This is a genomic window from Mycobacterium mantenii (assembly GCF_001667865.1).
Lineage (GTDB): Bacteria > Actinomycetota > Actinomycetes > Mycobacteriales > Mycobacteriaceae > Mycobacterium > Mycobacterium mantenii_A.
The window spans coordinates 68,284-82,289 of record NZ_LZJP01000036.1 but is presented as its reverse complement, the minus strand read 5'-3'; the positions used below and the strand labels follow the sequence as shown (position 1 = coordinate 82,289).

Sequence of the window (14,006 nt, the reverse complement as noted above, 5' to 3'; positions counted from 1 at the left end):
TCCCATCACACGCGCGGACGCGGCGCAGCGCACCGCAATTGCGGCTTACCGCGCCGTAATACGAGTAACCCGCGCGCAGCCTCAGGCCGGCGCGGGCCCCGGTGGTGCGCCTGGCGGCGGACCGGCCTGGTACCCGGCCTGCTCGACCGGCACCACGTGACCGCCGGAGAACTTGCGATAGGCGTAGATCCCGACCAGGGCCGCGACCGGGGCCCCCACCAGCAGGCCGACACCGCACGCCAGCGCGCCCACCAGGAACGCCGCGACCTCGACCAGCCAGACCAGCAGGGCGTTGCCGAAGTTCGCGGTGACGGTGGAGAAGCTGGAAGTCAGCGCCTTGATCGGCTGCTGGGACCGATCGATCGCGTACGGAATGGTGAACTGGGCAAAGATCCCCAGGATCAGTCCGGGCAGGAAGCACAACGCGGAGGCGATCGAGGTGAGGACGCCGACCAGCAGCGCGGCCAGGAACACCATGGCGAAGTTGCGCGGCTTGAAGAAGGACCCGATGGTCACCGGGCGGCCGTCGGCCAGATCCAGGCAGCCGGACAGGAACGCGGACTGGGCGAACGCCCCCACCACGTAGGCGACGAGGTAGCCGAGGATGAGCAGCGCCAGCCCGCCGCCGTTGAGGTTCGTCGTGAAGGTGAAGTAGTCGTCGTCGGAACCGCTCGAGGCGGTGCCCATGCTTTGGCTCCAGCCGATCAGCGCGGAGGCGATGCCGAACAGCACCGCGTACACCAATGACGAAACAATAAGCGCCACAGGGTTTTTGGTGAACGTATTCCAGGCCCAGCCGAACGCGTCGCCCACGCTGAACGCGGGTGGGCCACCGTAGCCGGGTGGCGGTCCGTAGCCGGGAGGGGGCCCGTAGCCGGGAGGCGGTGCGCCGTAGCCCGGCGGTGGGGGAGGTGCGCCGTAACCCGGAGGCGGCGGGGGCGTGCCGTAACCCGGAGGCGGCGGGGGCGTGCCGTAACCCGGAGGCGGCGGGGCCCCGTAGCCCGGAGGCGGGGCGCCGTAACCCGGCGGCGGATAGCCGGGAGGATTGGTGCCCTGGGGGTCCGCCGGGGTGCCTGGATACTCGGGTGGTTGGCTCATGTCCGTCCTTGCTGTCGGATTTCCTCGTGTCTGAAGTTTCCTAGGAGGGAACGCGCGCGGAACTTGGCAAACGCCGAACTTAGCAAAGAAGCGGCCCGGGCGCGCGGATTGCGGCGCGCGCGGCTGGGCCGGCGCGGGCGTCCGCCCATCGTGGTATGCCTGAAGCCGTGTCCGACGGTCTGTTTGACCTTCCCGGCGCGCCGCAGCCGACCGACCACGGGCTGGGCGCGACGGGCGGCGCACCCCTGGCGGTCCGGATGCGTCCGGCATCGCTGGACGAGGTGGTCGGGCAGGACCACCTGCTGGCGCCCGGGTCTCCGCTGCGCCGCCTGGTCGAGGGTTCGGGCGTGGCGTCGGCCATCTTGTACGGGCCGCCCGGCAGCGGCAAGACGACGCTGGCCGCGCTTATCTCGCAGGCGACCGGCCGCCGATTCGAGGCGTTGTCGGCGCTGTCCGCCGGCGTCAAAGACGTTCGGGCGGTGATCGACACCGCCCGCCGGGCGCTGTTGTCCGGTGAGCAAACCGTGTTGTTCATCGACGAGGTGCACCGGTTCTCCAAGACCCAGCAGGACGCGCTGCTGTCCGCGGTGGAGAACCGGGTGGTGTTGCTGGTGGCGGCGACCACCGAGAACCCCAGCTTCTCGGTGGTGGCGCCGCTGCTGTCCCGCTCGCTGATCCTGCAGCTGAGGCCGCTGGGCGCCGACGACATCCGCGCCGTGGTGCAGCGCGCGATCGACGACCCGCGCGGGCTGGGCGGGCAGATCACGGTCGTGCCCGAGGCCGTCGACCTGATGGTGCGCCTGGCCGCCGGTGACGCCCGGCGCGCGCTGACGGCGCTGGAGGTGGCGGCCGAGGCGGTGGAGCCCGGCGGCGAGTTGACCGTCGCGGCCGTCGAGCAGTCCCTGGACGAGGCCGCCGTGCGCTATGACCGCGACGGCGACCAGCACTACGACGTCATCAGCGCCTTCATCAAGTCCGTCCGCGGCTCGGACGTCGACGCCGCGCTGCACTATCTGGCCCGCATGCTCGTCGCCGGCGAGGACCCACGGTTCGTCGCGCGCCGGCTGATGATCCTCGCCAGCGAGGACATCGGCATGGCCGACCCGGCCGCACTTCAGGTCGCGGTCGCGGCGGCGCAGACGGTGGCGCTGATCGGCATGCCCGAAGCGCAGCTGACCCTGGCGCACTGCACGATTTATCTGGCCACCGCGCCGAAGTCGAACGCGGTCACCACGGCGCTGGCCGCCGCGATGGCCGACATCAGGGCGGGCAAAGCCGGGCTGGTTCCACCGCACCTGCGCGACGGCCACTATTCGGGCGCGGCGGGGCTGGGCAACGCGCAGGGCTACAAGTACTCACACGACCACCCCGATGGCGTTGTCGCACAACAATATCCACCGGAGGAGCTGGTAGGGGTCGACTACTACCGGCCCACCGGCCGCGGCGGTGAGCGCGAGATGGCCGGCCGGCTGGACCGGCTGCGCGCGATCATCCGCAGAAGGGGACGGGCATGAAGATCTTCAGCGACGAGGAGATGGGCGCCCTGCTGCCCACCGCCAAGCCCTACAGCGTGGTCATCCTCAAGCGCGGCCCCAGGTTCGGCGACGAGTCGTCAGCGGGCATCATCTGGGAGCACGGCCGGCGCAACTTCGGGCTGCGCGACGACGGCGTGCTCGCGGTGGTCCTGCCGGTCAGCGACGAATCCGACATCTGCGGCATCGGGGTGTTCGCGGCGACGGTCGACGAGACCACGGCGATCATGACCGACGACCCCGGGGTGGCTGCGGGCGTCTTCACCTACCAGGTGCACGCCTGCCGCGGATTCGCCGGGGACAAACTGCCCTAGCTAGACCAGCTCGGGCACCCGCAGGTGGGCGATCGCCAGCTCGAACTCGGCCACGTCGATCACCTCGGCGCCCAGCTCGCGGACCCGCCTGCTGCGCAGTTCGCTGGCGCGGTCGCGGTTGCGGGCCATCGCCTCCATCGAGTCGAACGTCGAGCAGGTGACGGCCCGGCGGCAGGCCGGGTGGTCGACCAGCAGGCTGGCGCTGCAGAACCCGTCCATGTCCTCCATCTCGGGCAGCACCGCCATCCGGTAGAAGTCCAGGGACCGGCTGAGCTGATCCGGCACCACCTTGAGCCAGGTGGCGCGCACACACGCGCCCGGGCGCGACGGGTGGTCGCGGTGCAGCAGGGCGATGTCCCATTCCTCGACGCGCGCGCTGCCGTCGAACATCAGGGCGGCCCGGTCGCGGATGGGTGCGACCCGCTCGGCGCTGCCGCGCATCGCCTCCATGGTTTCCCACGAGCTGGTGGCGATGCAGGTGCCGGACTGCCGGTCAACCAACAGCGACAGTCCCACGCACCCGTCGATCTCGGTGAGGGCGGGCATGACGACATCGCGAACGTGCGCGATTCCGATGTCGACGGACAGGGGTTGCGCCTGGATGGTGGTGGAGCGTGCGTACACGGTCGCCCCCTCCTATGTCGGGGCGGCGCCCCGGTGGCGCCACCGGTCCCACCAGTTACCTTCCTCCTGCCGGGTGCGCGCCGCAATGCCCTGATGTGGCCGCGCTCACAGACGATTGGCTGGTCGCGGCGCCCGCGCCGTAGGCTTGTCCGGATGCATACCGATGTGTTGGACGTGGACACCTCGCGTCGCCGCATCGTCGATCTCACCGAGGCGGTGCGCGGGTTCTGCTGGTCGCGCGGGGACGGCCTGTGCAACGTGTTCGTGCCGCACGCCACGGCGGGGGTGGCCATCATCGAGACGGGCGCCGGTTCCGACGACGACCTGGTCGACACGCTGGAACGGCTGCTGCCGCGCGACGACCGTTACCGGCATTCGCACGGCTCCGCGGGCCACGGGGCCGACCACGTGATGCCGGCGCTGGTGGCGCCCTCGGTGACGGTTCCGGTCTCGGCCGGGGAGCCGATGCTGGGCACCTGGCAAAGCATCGTCCTGGTCGACCTGAACCGGGACAACCCGCGACGTTCGGTCCGGCTGAGCTTTCTGGAGGGTTAGCTCCCCCGGTGCCCGGCGCGCCGGGGCAGGTACTGTGAGCGGTCGAAATGCGTCGTGAGACGGGCTTGCCACGCCCCGGCGAATAGGCTGGGAATGAGACGTCGAAGTAACAGGAAGAAGCGGGCTGGAAAGTGCAGACACACGAGATCAGGAAGCGGTTTCTTGATCATTTCGTGAAGGCGGGCCACACCGAGGTGCCGAGCGCATCGGTGATCCTCGACGACCCCAACCTGCTGTTCGTCAACGCGGGCATGGTGCAGTTCGTGCCCTACTTCCTGGGTGCGCGCACCCCCGAATACCCGACCGCCACCAGCATCCAGAAGTGCATCCGCACCCCCGACATCGACGAGGTCGGGATCACCACCCGGCACAACACGTTCTTCCAGATGGCCGGCAACTTCTCGTTCGGCGACTATTTCAAGCGCCGCGCCATCGAACTGGCGTGGACCCTGCTCACCAACGGCGTCGAGCAGGGGGGCTACGGCCTGGACCCGAACCGGCTGTGGGCCACCGTGTTCGACGACGACGACGAGGCCGTGGAGCTCTGGCAGGAGGTCGCCGGTTTGCCGGCGGAGCGGATCCAGCGCCGCGGCATGGCCGACAACTACTGGTCGATGGGGATCCCTGGGCCGTGTGGGCCGTCGTCGGAGATCTACTACGACCGCGGGCCCGAGTTCGGCCCCGAGGGCGGTCCCATTGCCAACGAGGACCGCTATCTCGAGGTCTGGAACCTGGTGTTCATGCAGAACGAGCGCGGCGAGGGCAGCACCAAGGAGGACTACGCCATCCTCGGGCCGTTGCCGCGCAAGAACATCGACACCGGCATGGGCGTCGAGCGGATCGCGCTGGTCCTGCAGGGCGTGCACAACGTCTACGAAACCGACCTGCTGCGGCCGCTCATCGATGTCGTGGCGGCGCGCGCCCCGCGCGGTTACGACGCGGGCAACCACGACGACGATGTGCGCTACCGGGTGATCGCCGACCACAGCCGCACCGCGGCGATCCTGATCGGTGACGGCGTCACTCCCGGCAACGACGGGCGCGGGTATGTGCTGCGCCGGCTGCTGCGCCGGGTGATCCGATCGGCCAAGCTGCTCGACATCGAGGGGCCCATCGTCGGCGACCTGATGGCCACCGTGCGCGACTCGATGGGGCCGTCATATCCCGAACTCGTCACCGACTTCGACCGGATCAGGCGGATCGCTGTGGCCGAGGAGAGGGCCTTCAACCGGACACTGTCGTCGGGCTCGAAGTTGTTCGATGAGGTGGTCAGTGCGACGAAATCGTCGGGCGCCAAGGTGGTCTCGGGTTCCGATGCCTTCACCCTGCATGACACCTACGGATTCCCGATCGAACTCACCCTCGAGATGGCGTCCGAGGCCGGCCTGAAGGTCGACCGGAGCGGCTTTCACGAGCTGATGCTGCAGCAGCGCCAGCGCGCCAAGGCCGACGCCGCCGCGCGCAAACACGCGCACGCTGACCTGAGCGCCTACCGGGAACTGGTCGACGCCGGCCCCACCGAGTTCACCGGGTTCGACGAACTGACCTCCGAGGCAAAGATTCTGGGCATCTTCGTCGACGGCAAGCGGGTGCCGGTGGTCACCCACGGCACCGACGGCGCCGCCCGGGTCGAACTCGTGCTGGACCGCACCCCGCTGTACGCCGAGTCCGGCGGGCAGATCGCCGACGAGGGCACCATCAGCGGAACGGGCACCGGTGAGAGCGCCCGCGCGGCGGTCACCGATGTGCAGAAGATCGCGAAAACGCTTTGGGTGCATCGGGTCAACGTCGAGTCCGGGGAATTCGTGGAGGGCGACACCGTCGTCGCGGCGGTCGACCCGCAGTGGCGCCGGGGCGCCACCCAGGGGCACTCGGGCACCCACATGGTGCACGCCGCGTTGCGACAGGTGCTGGGGCCCAACGCCGTTCAGGCCGGGTCGCTGAACCGCCCGGGCTACCTGCGGTTCGACTTCAACTGGCAGGGCCCGCTGTCCGAAGAGCAACGCACCCAGGTCGAAGAGGTGACCAACCAGGCCGTGCAGGCCGACTTCGAGGTGCACACCTTCACCGAGCGGCTCGAGAAGGCCAAGGCGATGGGCGCGATGGCCATGTTCGGCGAGGCCTACCCCGACGAGGTCCGGGTCGTGGAGATCGGCGGCCCCTTCTCGCTGGAGCTCTGCGGCGGAACCCACGTGCACAACTCGGCGCAGATCGGGCCGGTGACGATCCTGGGCGAATCCTCGGTCGGTTCCGGGGTGCGCCGGGTGGAGGCCTATGTCGGGCTGGACTCGTTCCGGCACCTGGCCAAGGAACGCGCGCTGATGGCGGGGCTGGCGTCGTCGCTGAAGGTGCCCTCCGACGAGGTGCCCGCCCGGGTGGGCAACCTGGTGGAGCGGCTCAAGGCGGCGGAGAAGGAACTCGAACGCGCCCGGCTGGCCGGCGCGCGGGCCGCCGCGACCAACGCCGCGGCCGGAGCGGAGCGCATCGGTAACGTCCGGGTGGTGGCGCAACGCATGTCCGCCGGGATGACCGCCGGCGACCTGCGTTCCCTGGTGGGCGACATCCGCGGCAAGCTCGGCAGCGACCCCGCGGTGGTGGCGCTGATCGCGGAGGGCGAGGGCGGCAGCGTGCCGTACGCGGTCGCCGCGAACCCCGCCGCGCAGGACCTCGGGCTTCGCGCCAACGACCTGATCAAGCAGCTGGCCGTGACCGTCGACGGCCGCGGCGGCGGCAAGCCGGACCTGGCGCAGGGTTCCGGAAAGGACCCGAGCCGCATCGACGCGGCGCTCGAGGCGGTCCGCTCCGAGATAGCGCGGGTCGGCTGAGTGGTTTCGGCACAGCACCGGTTGCCTGACCGGCCCGGCGATCCGCAGCAGGACCCCGGCCGCGGGCGACGGCTCGGCATCGACGTGGGCAGCGTCCGCATCGGCGTGGCCTGCAGCGATCCCGACGCCATCCTGGCCACCCCGGTGGAGACCGTGCGCCGCGACCGCAACGGCAAGCACCTGCGCCGGCTGGCCGCGCTGGCCGCCGAACTCGAGGCCGTCGAGGTGGTCGTCGGGCTGCCGCGCACCCTGGCCGATCGGACCGGCCCGTCGGCGATCGACGCGATCGAGGTGGCCAGCAAACTAGCCGAAGTGCTGGCCCGCCGAGTTCCTCCCGTTCCGGTGCGGCTGGCCGACGAGCGGCTGACCACCGTGGCCGCGCAGCGATCGCTGCGCGCGGCCGGGGTGCGGGCCAAGGAGCAGCGTGCGGTGATCGATCAGGCGGCGGCGGTGGCCATCCTGCAGAGTTGGCTGGATCAGCGGCGCGCGGCGGCGGGGGAGCTCAGCGATGGTTGACAGCGCACGGCGGGAACGAGCCGAACCCGAGGCCGTGGGTGCGCCGCGCCGGCGCAAGTCGAGCCGGGTCGCCCGCAAGGCCGAGCGGGGCCGGCGGCGGCGCCGCCTTGCCGGCAAGATCGCGCTCGCGGTGTTCGTCGTGGTGGTGCTCGCGGGCGTGTTCGTCGGCGGCAAGCTGTGGCACACCCTGTTCGGGCCCGGTGACGACTACACAGGAGGCGGCAAGCGGGACCTCGTGATTCAGGTGCAAGCCGGTGACTCGACCACCAACATCGGCGAGACGCTGCAAAAAGAGCAGGTCATCAAGACGGTGCGGGCATTCGTCAACGCCGCGCACGGCAACAGCGCCATCAACTCGATACAGCCCGGCTTCTACCGGATGCGCACCGAGATCCCGGCGGCCAACGCCGTCGCCCGGCTGACCGACCCGAAGAGCCGGGTGGGCCGGCTGGTCATCCCGGAAGGCCGCCAGCTCGACGACACCACCGACATGAAAACCAACGTGGTGACGCCGGGGATCCTGACGCTGATCTCGCGTGCCACCTGCGTGGACCTCGACGGCGACACCCGGTGCGTGCGGGCGCAGGACCTGCGCGCCGCCGCGACCAACAGCTCTGCCCTGGCGTTGGCGGTGCCGCCGTGGGCCACCGAACCCGTCGGTGAGCTCGGCAAGGACCACCGCCGAATCGAGGGCCTGATCGCGCCGGGCACCTTCAACATCGATCCGTCCGCGTCGCCGGAGAGCATCCTGGCCACGTTGATCGGCGCCGGAGCCCAGGAGTACGTGAAGTCCGGGCTGGTGGACACCGCCCAGGCCATGGGCCTGTCGCCCTACGACATCCTGGTGGTGGCGTCGCTGGTGCAGCAGGAATCCAATTCCCAGGACTTCGCCAAGGTCGCGCAGGTCATCTACAACCGGCTGCACGCCCACCACACGCTCGAGTTCGACTCGACGGTCAACTACCCGCTGGACCGGCGCGAGGTGGCCACCAGCGACGCCGACCGCGCCCAGAAGACGCCGTGGAACACCTATGTGTCGCAGGGCTTGCCGGCCACCGCGATCTGTTCGCCCGGCACCGACGCGCTGAACGCCGCCGAGCACCCACTGCCCGGTGACTGGCTGTACTTCGTCACCATCGACGCGCAGGGCACGACGCTGTTCACCCGCGACTATCAACAACACCTGGCCAACATCGAGCTGGCTAAGCGCAACGGTGTCCTCGACAGCACGCCCCGCTAGCACGGGCCCCCGCAAGGCGGCGGTGCTCGGCAAGCCGATCGCCCATTCGAAGTCCCCGCAATTGCACCTGGCCGCCTACCGTGCGCTGGGCCTGACCGACTGGACCTACGAGCGCATCGAATGCGACGCCGACCAGCTGCCCGGGGTGGTCGGCGGATTCGGGACCGAATGGGTCGGGGTGTCGGTGACCATGCCCGGCAAATTCGCCGCCCTGCGATTCGCCGACGAGCGCACCGACCGCGCGCGGCGGGTGGGGTCGGCCAACACCCTGGTGCGCACCCCGACGGGCTGGCGGGCCGACAACACCGACATCGACGGCGTCGCCGGGGCGCTCGGGAGCGCCTCGGGATGGGCGCTGGTCTGTGGATCGGGCGGCACCGCGCCGGCCGCCGTCGCCGGCCTGGCCGAACTGGGCGTCGCCGGCATCACCGTGGTGGCCCGCAACGCCGACAAGGCGGCCCGGCTGGTGCACCTGGGCGACGAACTGGGCGTGCCGACCCGGTTCTGCGACCTGGACGGCGCCGGGCTGGCCGGGGAGGTGGCCGCGGCCGAGGTGCTGGTCAGCACCATCCCGGCGGAGGTGGCCGCGCGCTATGCCGGCACCTTCGAACGCATCGGTGTGCTGCTGGACGCCGTCTACGACCCGTGGCCCACGCCGCTGGCCGCCGCGGTGAGCGCGGCCGGCGGCCGGGTGATCAGCGGTCTGCAGATGCTGCTGCACCAGGCTTTCGCGCAGGTGGAACAGTTCACCGGGCTGCCCGCGCCCCGCGAGGCCATGACTTGCGCGGTGGCCGAACCGGATTAGCCTGCCGCGCATGCGAATTGCGGCGGTGTGTCTGGTGCTGGCCTGGTTGGCGGCGTTGAGTCGCTACGACATCCGCGAACGACGACTGCCCAACGCGCTGACGCTGACCGGTGCCGCGGCGGTCCTGGCGGTCGCGGCGCTGACCGGGCGCGGGGCATCGGCGCTGGCCGGGACGGTGGCGTTGACCGCGATCTACCTGGGGGTGCACTGCGTCGCGCCGCGCGGCATGGGCGCCGGTGACGTCAAGCTGGCCCTCGGGCTGGGCGCGTTGACCGGTTGCTTCGGCGTCGGCGCGTGGTTCCTGGCGGCGCTGGGCGCGCCGCTGCTGACCGTGGTGCTCGCCGTGGTCGCCCGGCTTCTCGGCGGTGGCACGGCCGCGGTGCCGCACGGGCCGTCGATGTGTCTGGCCAGCGCGGCGGGGGTGGGGCTCGTTCTCGGCGGTGGCGCGCAGATTTAAGTCCAGTCGGGCGCACATGGGAGAATGGGACCCGTGTTGCGTTGGATCACCGCCGGGGAGTCACACGGCCGCGCGCTGGTGGCCGTGCTCGAAGGCATGGTCGCCGGTGTGGAGGTCACCTCACTGGACATTTCGGAACAGTTGGCCCGTCGTCGCCTGGGTTACGGTCGCGGCGCCCGGATGGCGTTCGAGCGCGACGCGGTGAGCGTCCTGTCCGGGGTGCGGCACGGTGTCACCCTGGGCGGGCCCATCGCCGTCGAGATCGGCAACACCGAATGGCCGAAGTGGGAAACCGTGATGGCCGCCGACCCGGTCGACCCCGGGGAGCTGGCGGACAGCGCGCGCAATGCGCCGCTGACCCGGCCGCGGCCCGGCCACGCCGATTACGCGGGCATGCTCAAGTACGGCTTCGACGACGCCCGGCCGGTGCTGGAGCGGGCCAGCGCCCGCGAGACCGCGGCCCGCGTCGCGGCGGCCACCATCGCCCGCTCGTTCCTGCGCCAGGCGCTCGGCGTCGAGGTGCTGTCACACGTGATCGCGATCGGCCCGTCGGCTCCCTACGACGGCCCGCCGCCGGGTCCGGGCGACCTGCCCGCGATCGACGCCAGCCCGGTGCGCGCGTTCGACGGCACCGCGGAGCAGGCGATGATCGCCGAGATCGAGGCGGCCAAGAAGGACGGCGACACCCTCGGCGGCGTCGTCGAGGTGGTGGCCCTGGGCCTGCCCGTCGGGCTGGGCTCGTTCACCAGTGGCGACAACCGGCTGGACAGCCAGCTCGCCGCGGCCGTCATGGGCATCCAGGCCATCAAGGGCGTCGAGATCGGCGACGGCTTCGAGACGGCTCGCCGCCGCGGCAGCCGCGCCCACGACGAGATGTACCCCGGCCCCGACGGCGTGGTCCGCTCGACCAACCGCGCGGGTGGGCTGGAAGGCGGCATGACCAACGGCCAGCCGCTGCGGGTGCGCGCCGCGATGAAGCCCATTTCCACGGTGCCGCGGGCGCTGGCCACCGTCGACATGGCGACCGGCGACGAGGCCGTCGCGATCCACCAGCGTTCGGACGTGTGCGCGGTGCCGGCCGCCGGCGTGGTGGTCGAGGCCATGGTGGCGCTGGTGCTGGCCCGCGCCGCGCTGCAGAAGTTCGGCGGCGATTCGCTGACCGAGACCCGCCGCAACGTCGAGGCCTACCGGCAGGCGGTCGCCGAGCGGGAGTCGCCGGCCGCCCGGGGCACCGCGTAATGGCGCCCAAAGCGGTCCTGGTGGGGTTGCCGGGGTCGGGCAAGTCCACCATCGGCCGGCGGCTGTCCAAGGCGCTCGGGGTCGATTTCCTGGACACCGATGTGGCCATCGAGCAGCAGACCGGGCGCCGCATCGCCGACATCTTCGCCACCGACGGCGAGTCGGAGTTCCGCCGCATCGAGGAGGACGTGGTGCGCGCCGCGCTCGCCGGCCACGACGGCGTGGTGTCGCTCGGGGGCGGCGCGGTCACCAGCCCCGGGGTGCGTGACGCGCTCGCCGGTCACACCGTCGTCTACCTGGAGATCAGCGCCACCGAAGGCGTGCGGCGCACCGGCGGCAACGCCGTGCGACCGCTGCTGGCCGGGCCCGATCGCGCCGACAAGTACCGCGCGCTGCTGGCCGAACGCAGCCCGCTGTACCGGCGGGCGGCGACCATCCGCGTCGACACCAACCGGCGCAACCCCGGCGCGGTCGTCCGCTACATCGTCTCGCGGCTGCAGGCTCCCGCCCCCGATCCGTGCCGAGCCGCCACATGACGCGCTCCGGTGATCCGGTCACCATCGAGGTGGCCGTCGACCCGCCGTACCCGGTGATCATCGGTACCGGCCTGCTGGGCGAGTTGGACGAACTTCTCTGCGACCGGCACAAGGTGGCCATCGTGCACCAACCGGTACTGGCCGAGACCGCCGAGGTGATCCGAAGCCGGTTGGCGGACAAGGGCGTTGACGCGCACCGCATCGAAATCCCGGACGCCGAAGAGGGCAAAGACCTTCCGGTGGTGGGTTTCCTGTGGGAAGTGCTGGGCCGCATCGGGATTGGGCGCAAGGACGCATTGGTCAGCCTCGGCGGCGGTGCGGCCACCGACGTCGCCGGGTTCGCGGCCGCCACCTGGCTGCGCGGCGTGGACATCGTGCATGTGCCCACCACGCTGCTGGGCATGGTCGACGCGGCCGTCGGCGGTAAGACCGGGATCAACACCGACGCGGGCAAGAACCTGGTCGGGTCGTTTCATCAGCCACACGCCGTCCTGGTCGACCTCGCGACGCTGCAGACGTTGCCGCCCAACGAACTCGTCGCGGGGATGGCCGAAATCGTCAAGGCGGGATTCATCGCCGATCCGGTGATTCTCGACCTCATCGAGGCCGACCCGCAGGCCGCGCTGGACCCGTCGGGTGACGTCCTGGCGGAGCTGGTCCGCCGCGCGATCGCTGTGAAGGCGGAGGTCGTTGCCGCCGACGAGAAGGAATCGGAACTGCGCGAAATCCTCAACTACGGGCACACATTGGGGCACGCGATCGAGCGTCGCGAGCGCTACCAATGGCGGCACGGCGCCGCGGTGTCGGTGGGCCTGGTCTTCGCCGCCGAGCTGGCCCGGCTGGCCGGCCGGCTCGACGATGCCACCGCGCAGCGGCACCGCACCATCCTGTCCGCGCTCGGCCTGCCGGTGAGCTACGACGCCGATGCGTTGCCCCAGCTGCTGGAATACATGGCGGGAGACAAGAAGTCGCGGGCCGGGGTGCTGCGGTTCGTGGTCCTGGACGGCCTGGCCAAACCGGGCCGGATGGCCGGCCCCGACCCGTCGCTGTTGGCGGCGGCCTATGCCGGCCTTGCGGAGGTGTCATGACCACCACGACCGTCAACGTCATCAACGGCCCGAACCTGGGCCGGCTGGGCCGGCGCGAGCCCGATGTCTACGGCGACACGACGCACGAGCAGTTGGCGGCGCTGATCGAGCGCGAAGCCGACGCGCTGGGTCTCAAAGCCGTTGTGCGGCAAAGCGATAACGAAGCCGAACTGCTGGACTGGATCCATGCGGCCGCCGACGCAGGAGAACCGGTGATCCTCAACGCGGGCGGGCTGACCCACACCTCGGTGGCGCTGCGCGACGCGTGCGCCGAGTTGAGCGCACCCCTGATCGAGGTGCACATCTCCAATGTCCATGCGCGCGAAGAGTTTCGGCGGCACTCTTACCTCAGCCCGGTGGCGACCGGGGTGATCGTCGGGCTGGGGGTGCAGGGCTATCTGCTCGCCCTGCGCTACCTGGCCGGGAAGCCCGGCGCCGACAGCTAGCCCTTGTCGTGTTCCGCGCCCGGCTTGGTGTGCTCCTCGCCGGTGCGGATCACCTCCGTCTTCGGGTCTTCGTGCTTGGCGATCGATTCGGTCGGCGATTCGGTGGTGGCCACCGTGTCGGTGGGCGCGTCGCGCTCGGCCGTGGCGACCGCCGCGGTCCGCGCGTCGGCGTGGGCGCCGGACGTCTGCGCGGGAATCTCGCCGGTGGGCGCGTCGTCGCCGCGCACCGCGGAGAAGACGTCGGTGTCGGCCCGCTCCTCGTCGGTGCCCGGCCGGCGCTCCGGGGGATTGCGGTCCACCCGCCAGCGCCCGATGGTCACGCCGATGATCCCCGGCAGGAAGACGCACAGCGCGGTGAAGGCGGCAAACGTCGTCACCTCGTTGATCAGCCCCCCGGTGTACAGGCCCTTGTAGACGAGCGCGATCAGCCAGGAGACGGCGCCACTGAGCACACCGGCCACCAGGCCGGCCAGCAGCCAGGTCATCGCCAGGTCGCCGCGGCGATCCGGATCCGGGTTGGCGATGGCGTCGCGCCGGCCGTCGAGAACCCCCCAGACGGCCACGGCGATGATGAACAACAGCAGCAGCGTCACGCTGAACAGCCCGGCCTGCGTCTGCCACGCGTTGATCAGTGCACCTTGGAACAATCGGACGACGACCATCGCCGCGGCATAGACCAATCCGCGCAGCATCCAGTTACTCATGGCCCAAAAGCGTAGCGAGTACCGTCA

At 70.8% G+C, this 14,006-nt stretch carries 15 protein-coding genes; 12 read left to right on the top strand and 3 right to left on the bottom strand.

Translation table 11 applies throughout. The features are described from left to right. Window positions 1-81: 81 nt before the first annotated feature. Complete coding sequence (locus tag A5688_RS06290; protein WP_067827810.1) at window positions 82-1,098, bottom strand: hypothetical protein; 1,017 nt, start codon at window positions 1,096-1,098, stop codon at window positions 82-84. A 155-nt stretch (window positions 1,099-1,253) separates the two neighbouring features. Here A5688_RS06290 and A5688_RS06285 point away from each other — a divergent pair, with 155 nt between their 5' ends. After that, entirely contained in the window at window positions 1,254-2,612 is a 1,359-nt protein-coding gene (locus A5688_RS06285) for a replication-associated recombination protein A (protein ID WP_067827812.1), read from the top strand. After that, window positions 2,609-2,944: a hypothetical protein gene (locus A5688_RS06280; protein WP_067913735.1), complete on the top strand. Its 336-nt coding sequence runs from the start codon at window positions 2,609-2,611 to the stop codon at window positions 2,942-2,944. The genes A5688_RS06285 and A5688_RS06280 overlap by 4 nt, the downstream gene beginning before the upstream one ends. On the opposite strand, the gene A5688_RS06275 is transcribed toward A5688_RS06280, so the two are convergent. Then, window positions 2,945-3,568 carry a hypothetical protein gene (locus A5688_RS06275; RefSeq protein ID WP_067827817.1) on the bottom strand — a complete coding sequence of 208 codons (624 nt, stop codon included), beginning with the start codon at window positions 3,566-3,568 and terminating at the stop codon, window positions 2,945-2,947. Between the two features lie 165 nt (window positions 3,569-3,733). Here A5688_RS06275 and A5688_RS06270 point away from each other — a divergent pair, with 165 nt between their 5' ends. The 10 genes from A5688_RS06270 (at window position 3,734) to aroQ (ending at window position 13,275) form a co-directional block, all read left to right on the top strand. Next, window positions 3,734-4,123, top strand: coding sequence for a secondary thiamine-phosphate synthase enzyme YjbQ (locus tag A5688_RS06270; protein ID WP_207546613.1), 390 nt, complete (start codon window positions 3,734-3,736; stop codon window positions 4,121-4,123). Window positions 4,124-4,254: 131 nt separating this feature from the next. Beyond that, window positions 4,255-6,948, top strand: a complete 2,694-nt coding sequence (gene alaS / locus A5688_RS06265) for an alanine--tRNA ligase (protein WP_067827822.1) — start codon at window positions 4,255-4,257, stop codon at window positions 6,946-6,948. Beyond that, window positions 6,949-7,464 (top strand): Holliday junction resolvase RuvX, encoded by a 516-nt coding sequence (gene ruvX, locus A5688_RS06260; RefSeq protein ID WP_067913738.1) that lies wholly within the window; start codon window positions 6,949-6,951, stop codon window positions 7,462-7,464. Beyond that, on the top strand, window positions 7,457-8,704 hold the full coding sequence (gene mltG, locus A5688_RS06255) for an endolytic transglycosylase MltG (RefSeq protein WP_067827825.1): 1,248 nt from the start codon (window positions 7,457-7,459) through the stop codon (window positions 8,702-8,704). Before ruvX ends, mltG begins: the two co-directional genes overlap by 8 nt. Continuing rightward, window positions 8,679-9,509 (top strand): shikimate dehydrogenase, encoded by an 831-nt coding sequence (locus A5688_RS06250; protein ID WP_067913741.1) that lies wholly within the window; start codon window positions 8,679-8,681, stop codon window positions 9,507-9,509. The genes mltG and A5688_RS06250 overlap by 26 nt, the downstream gene beginning before the upstream one ends. 10 nt (window positions 9,510-9,519) lie before the next feature. Continuing rightward, window positions 9,520-9,966 (top strand): prepilin peptidase, encoded by a 447-nt coding sequence (locus A5688_RS06245; protein WP_067913744.1) that lies wholly within the window; start codon window positions 9,520-9,522, stop codon window positions 9,964-9,966. A 33-nt stretch (window positions 9,967-9,999) separates the two neighbouring features. Then, window positions 10,000-11,205: a chorismate synthase gene (gene aroC / locus A5688_RS06240; RefSeq protein WP_067827952.1), complete on the top strand. Its 1,206-nt coding sequence runs from the start codon at window positions 10,000-10,002 to the stop codon at window positions 11,203-11,205. Further along, window positions 11,205-11,741, top strand: a complete 537-nt coding sequence (locus tag A5688_RS06235; protein ID WP_067913753.1) for a shikimate kinase — start codon at window positions 11,205-11,207, stop codon at window positions 11,739-11,741. Before aroC ends, A5688_RS06235 begins: the two co-directional genes overlap by 1 nt. Further along, window positions 11,738-12,829 carry a 3-dehydroquinate synthase gene (gene aroB / locus A5688_RS06230; protein ID WP_067913799.1) on the top strand — a complete coding sequence of 364 codons (1,092 nt, stop codon included), beginning with the start codon at window positions 11,738-11,740 and terminating at the stop codon, window positions 12,827-12,829. The genes A5688_RS06235 and aroB overlap by 4 nt, the downstream gene beginning before the upstream one ends. Continuing rightward, window positions 12,826-13,275, top strand: a complete 450-nt coding sequence (gene aroQ / locus A5688_RS06225; RefSeq protein ID WP_067913756.1) for a type II 3-dehydroquinate dehydratase — start codon at window positions 12,826-12,828, stop codon at window positions 13,273-13,275. Before aroB ends, aroQ begins: the two co-directional genes overlap by 4 nt. Here the strand turns inward: aroQ and A5688_RS06220 are convergent. Beyond that, window positions 13,272-13,979, bottom strand: coding sequence for a B-4DMT family transporter (locus A5688_RS06220; RefSeq protein ID WP_207546612.1), 708 nt, complete (start codon window positions 13,977-13,979; stop codon window positions 13,272-13,274). The two genes, aroQ and A5688_RS06220, sit on opposite strands and share 4 nt — an antisense overlap. Between the last annotated feature and the right edge of the window lie 27 nt (window positions 13,980-14,006).

Bases quoted from the DNA above. Each gene is read 5' to 3' on its own strand.
- A5688_RS06290 (WP_067827810.1), bottom strand. From the start codon at position 1,098: ATGAGCCAACCACCCGAGTATCCAGGCACCCCGGCGGACCCCCAGGGC.
- A5688_RS06285 (WP_067827812.1), top strand. From the start codon at position 1,254: ATGCCTGAAGCCGTGTCCGACGGTCTGTTTGACCTTCCCGGCGCGCCG.
- A5688_RS06280 (WP_067913735.1), top strand. From the start codon at position 2,609: ATGAAGATCTTCAGCGACGAGGAGATGGGCGCCCTGCTGCCCACCGCC.
- mltG (WP_067827825.1), top strand. From the start codon at position 7,457: ATGGTTGACAGCGCACGGCGGGAACGAGCCGAACCCGAGGCCGTGGGT.
- A5688_RS06245 (WP_067913744.1), top strand. From the start codon at position 9,520: ATGCGAATTGCGGCGGTGTGTCTGGTGCTGGCCTGGTTGGCGGCGTTG.
- A5688_RS06235 (WP_067913753.1), top strand. From the start codon at position 11,205: ATGGCGCCCAAAGCGGTCCTGGTGGGGTTGCCGGGGTCGGGCAAGTCC.
- aroB (WP_067913799.1), top strand. From the start codon at position 11,738: ATGACGCGCTCCGGTGATCCGGTCACCATCGAGGTGGCCGTCGACCCG.
- aroQ (WP_067913756.1), top strand. From the start codon at position 12,826: ATGACCACCACGACCGTCAACGTCATCAACGGCCCGAACCTGGGCCGG.
- A5688_RS06220 (WP_207546612.1), bottom strand. From the start codon at position 13,979: ATGAGTAACTGGATGCTGCGCGGATTGGTCTATGCCGCGGCGATGGTC.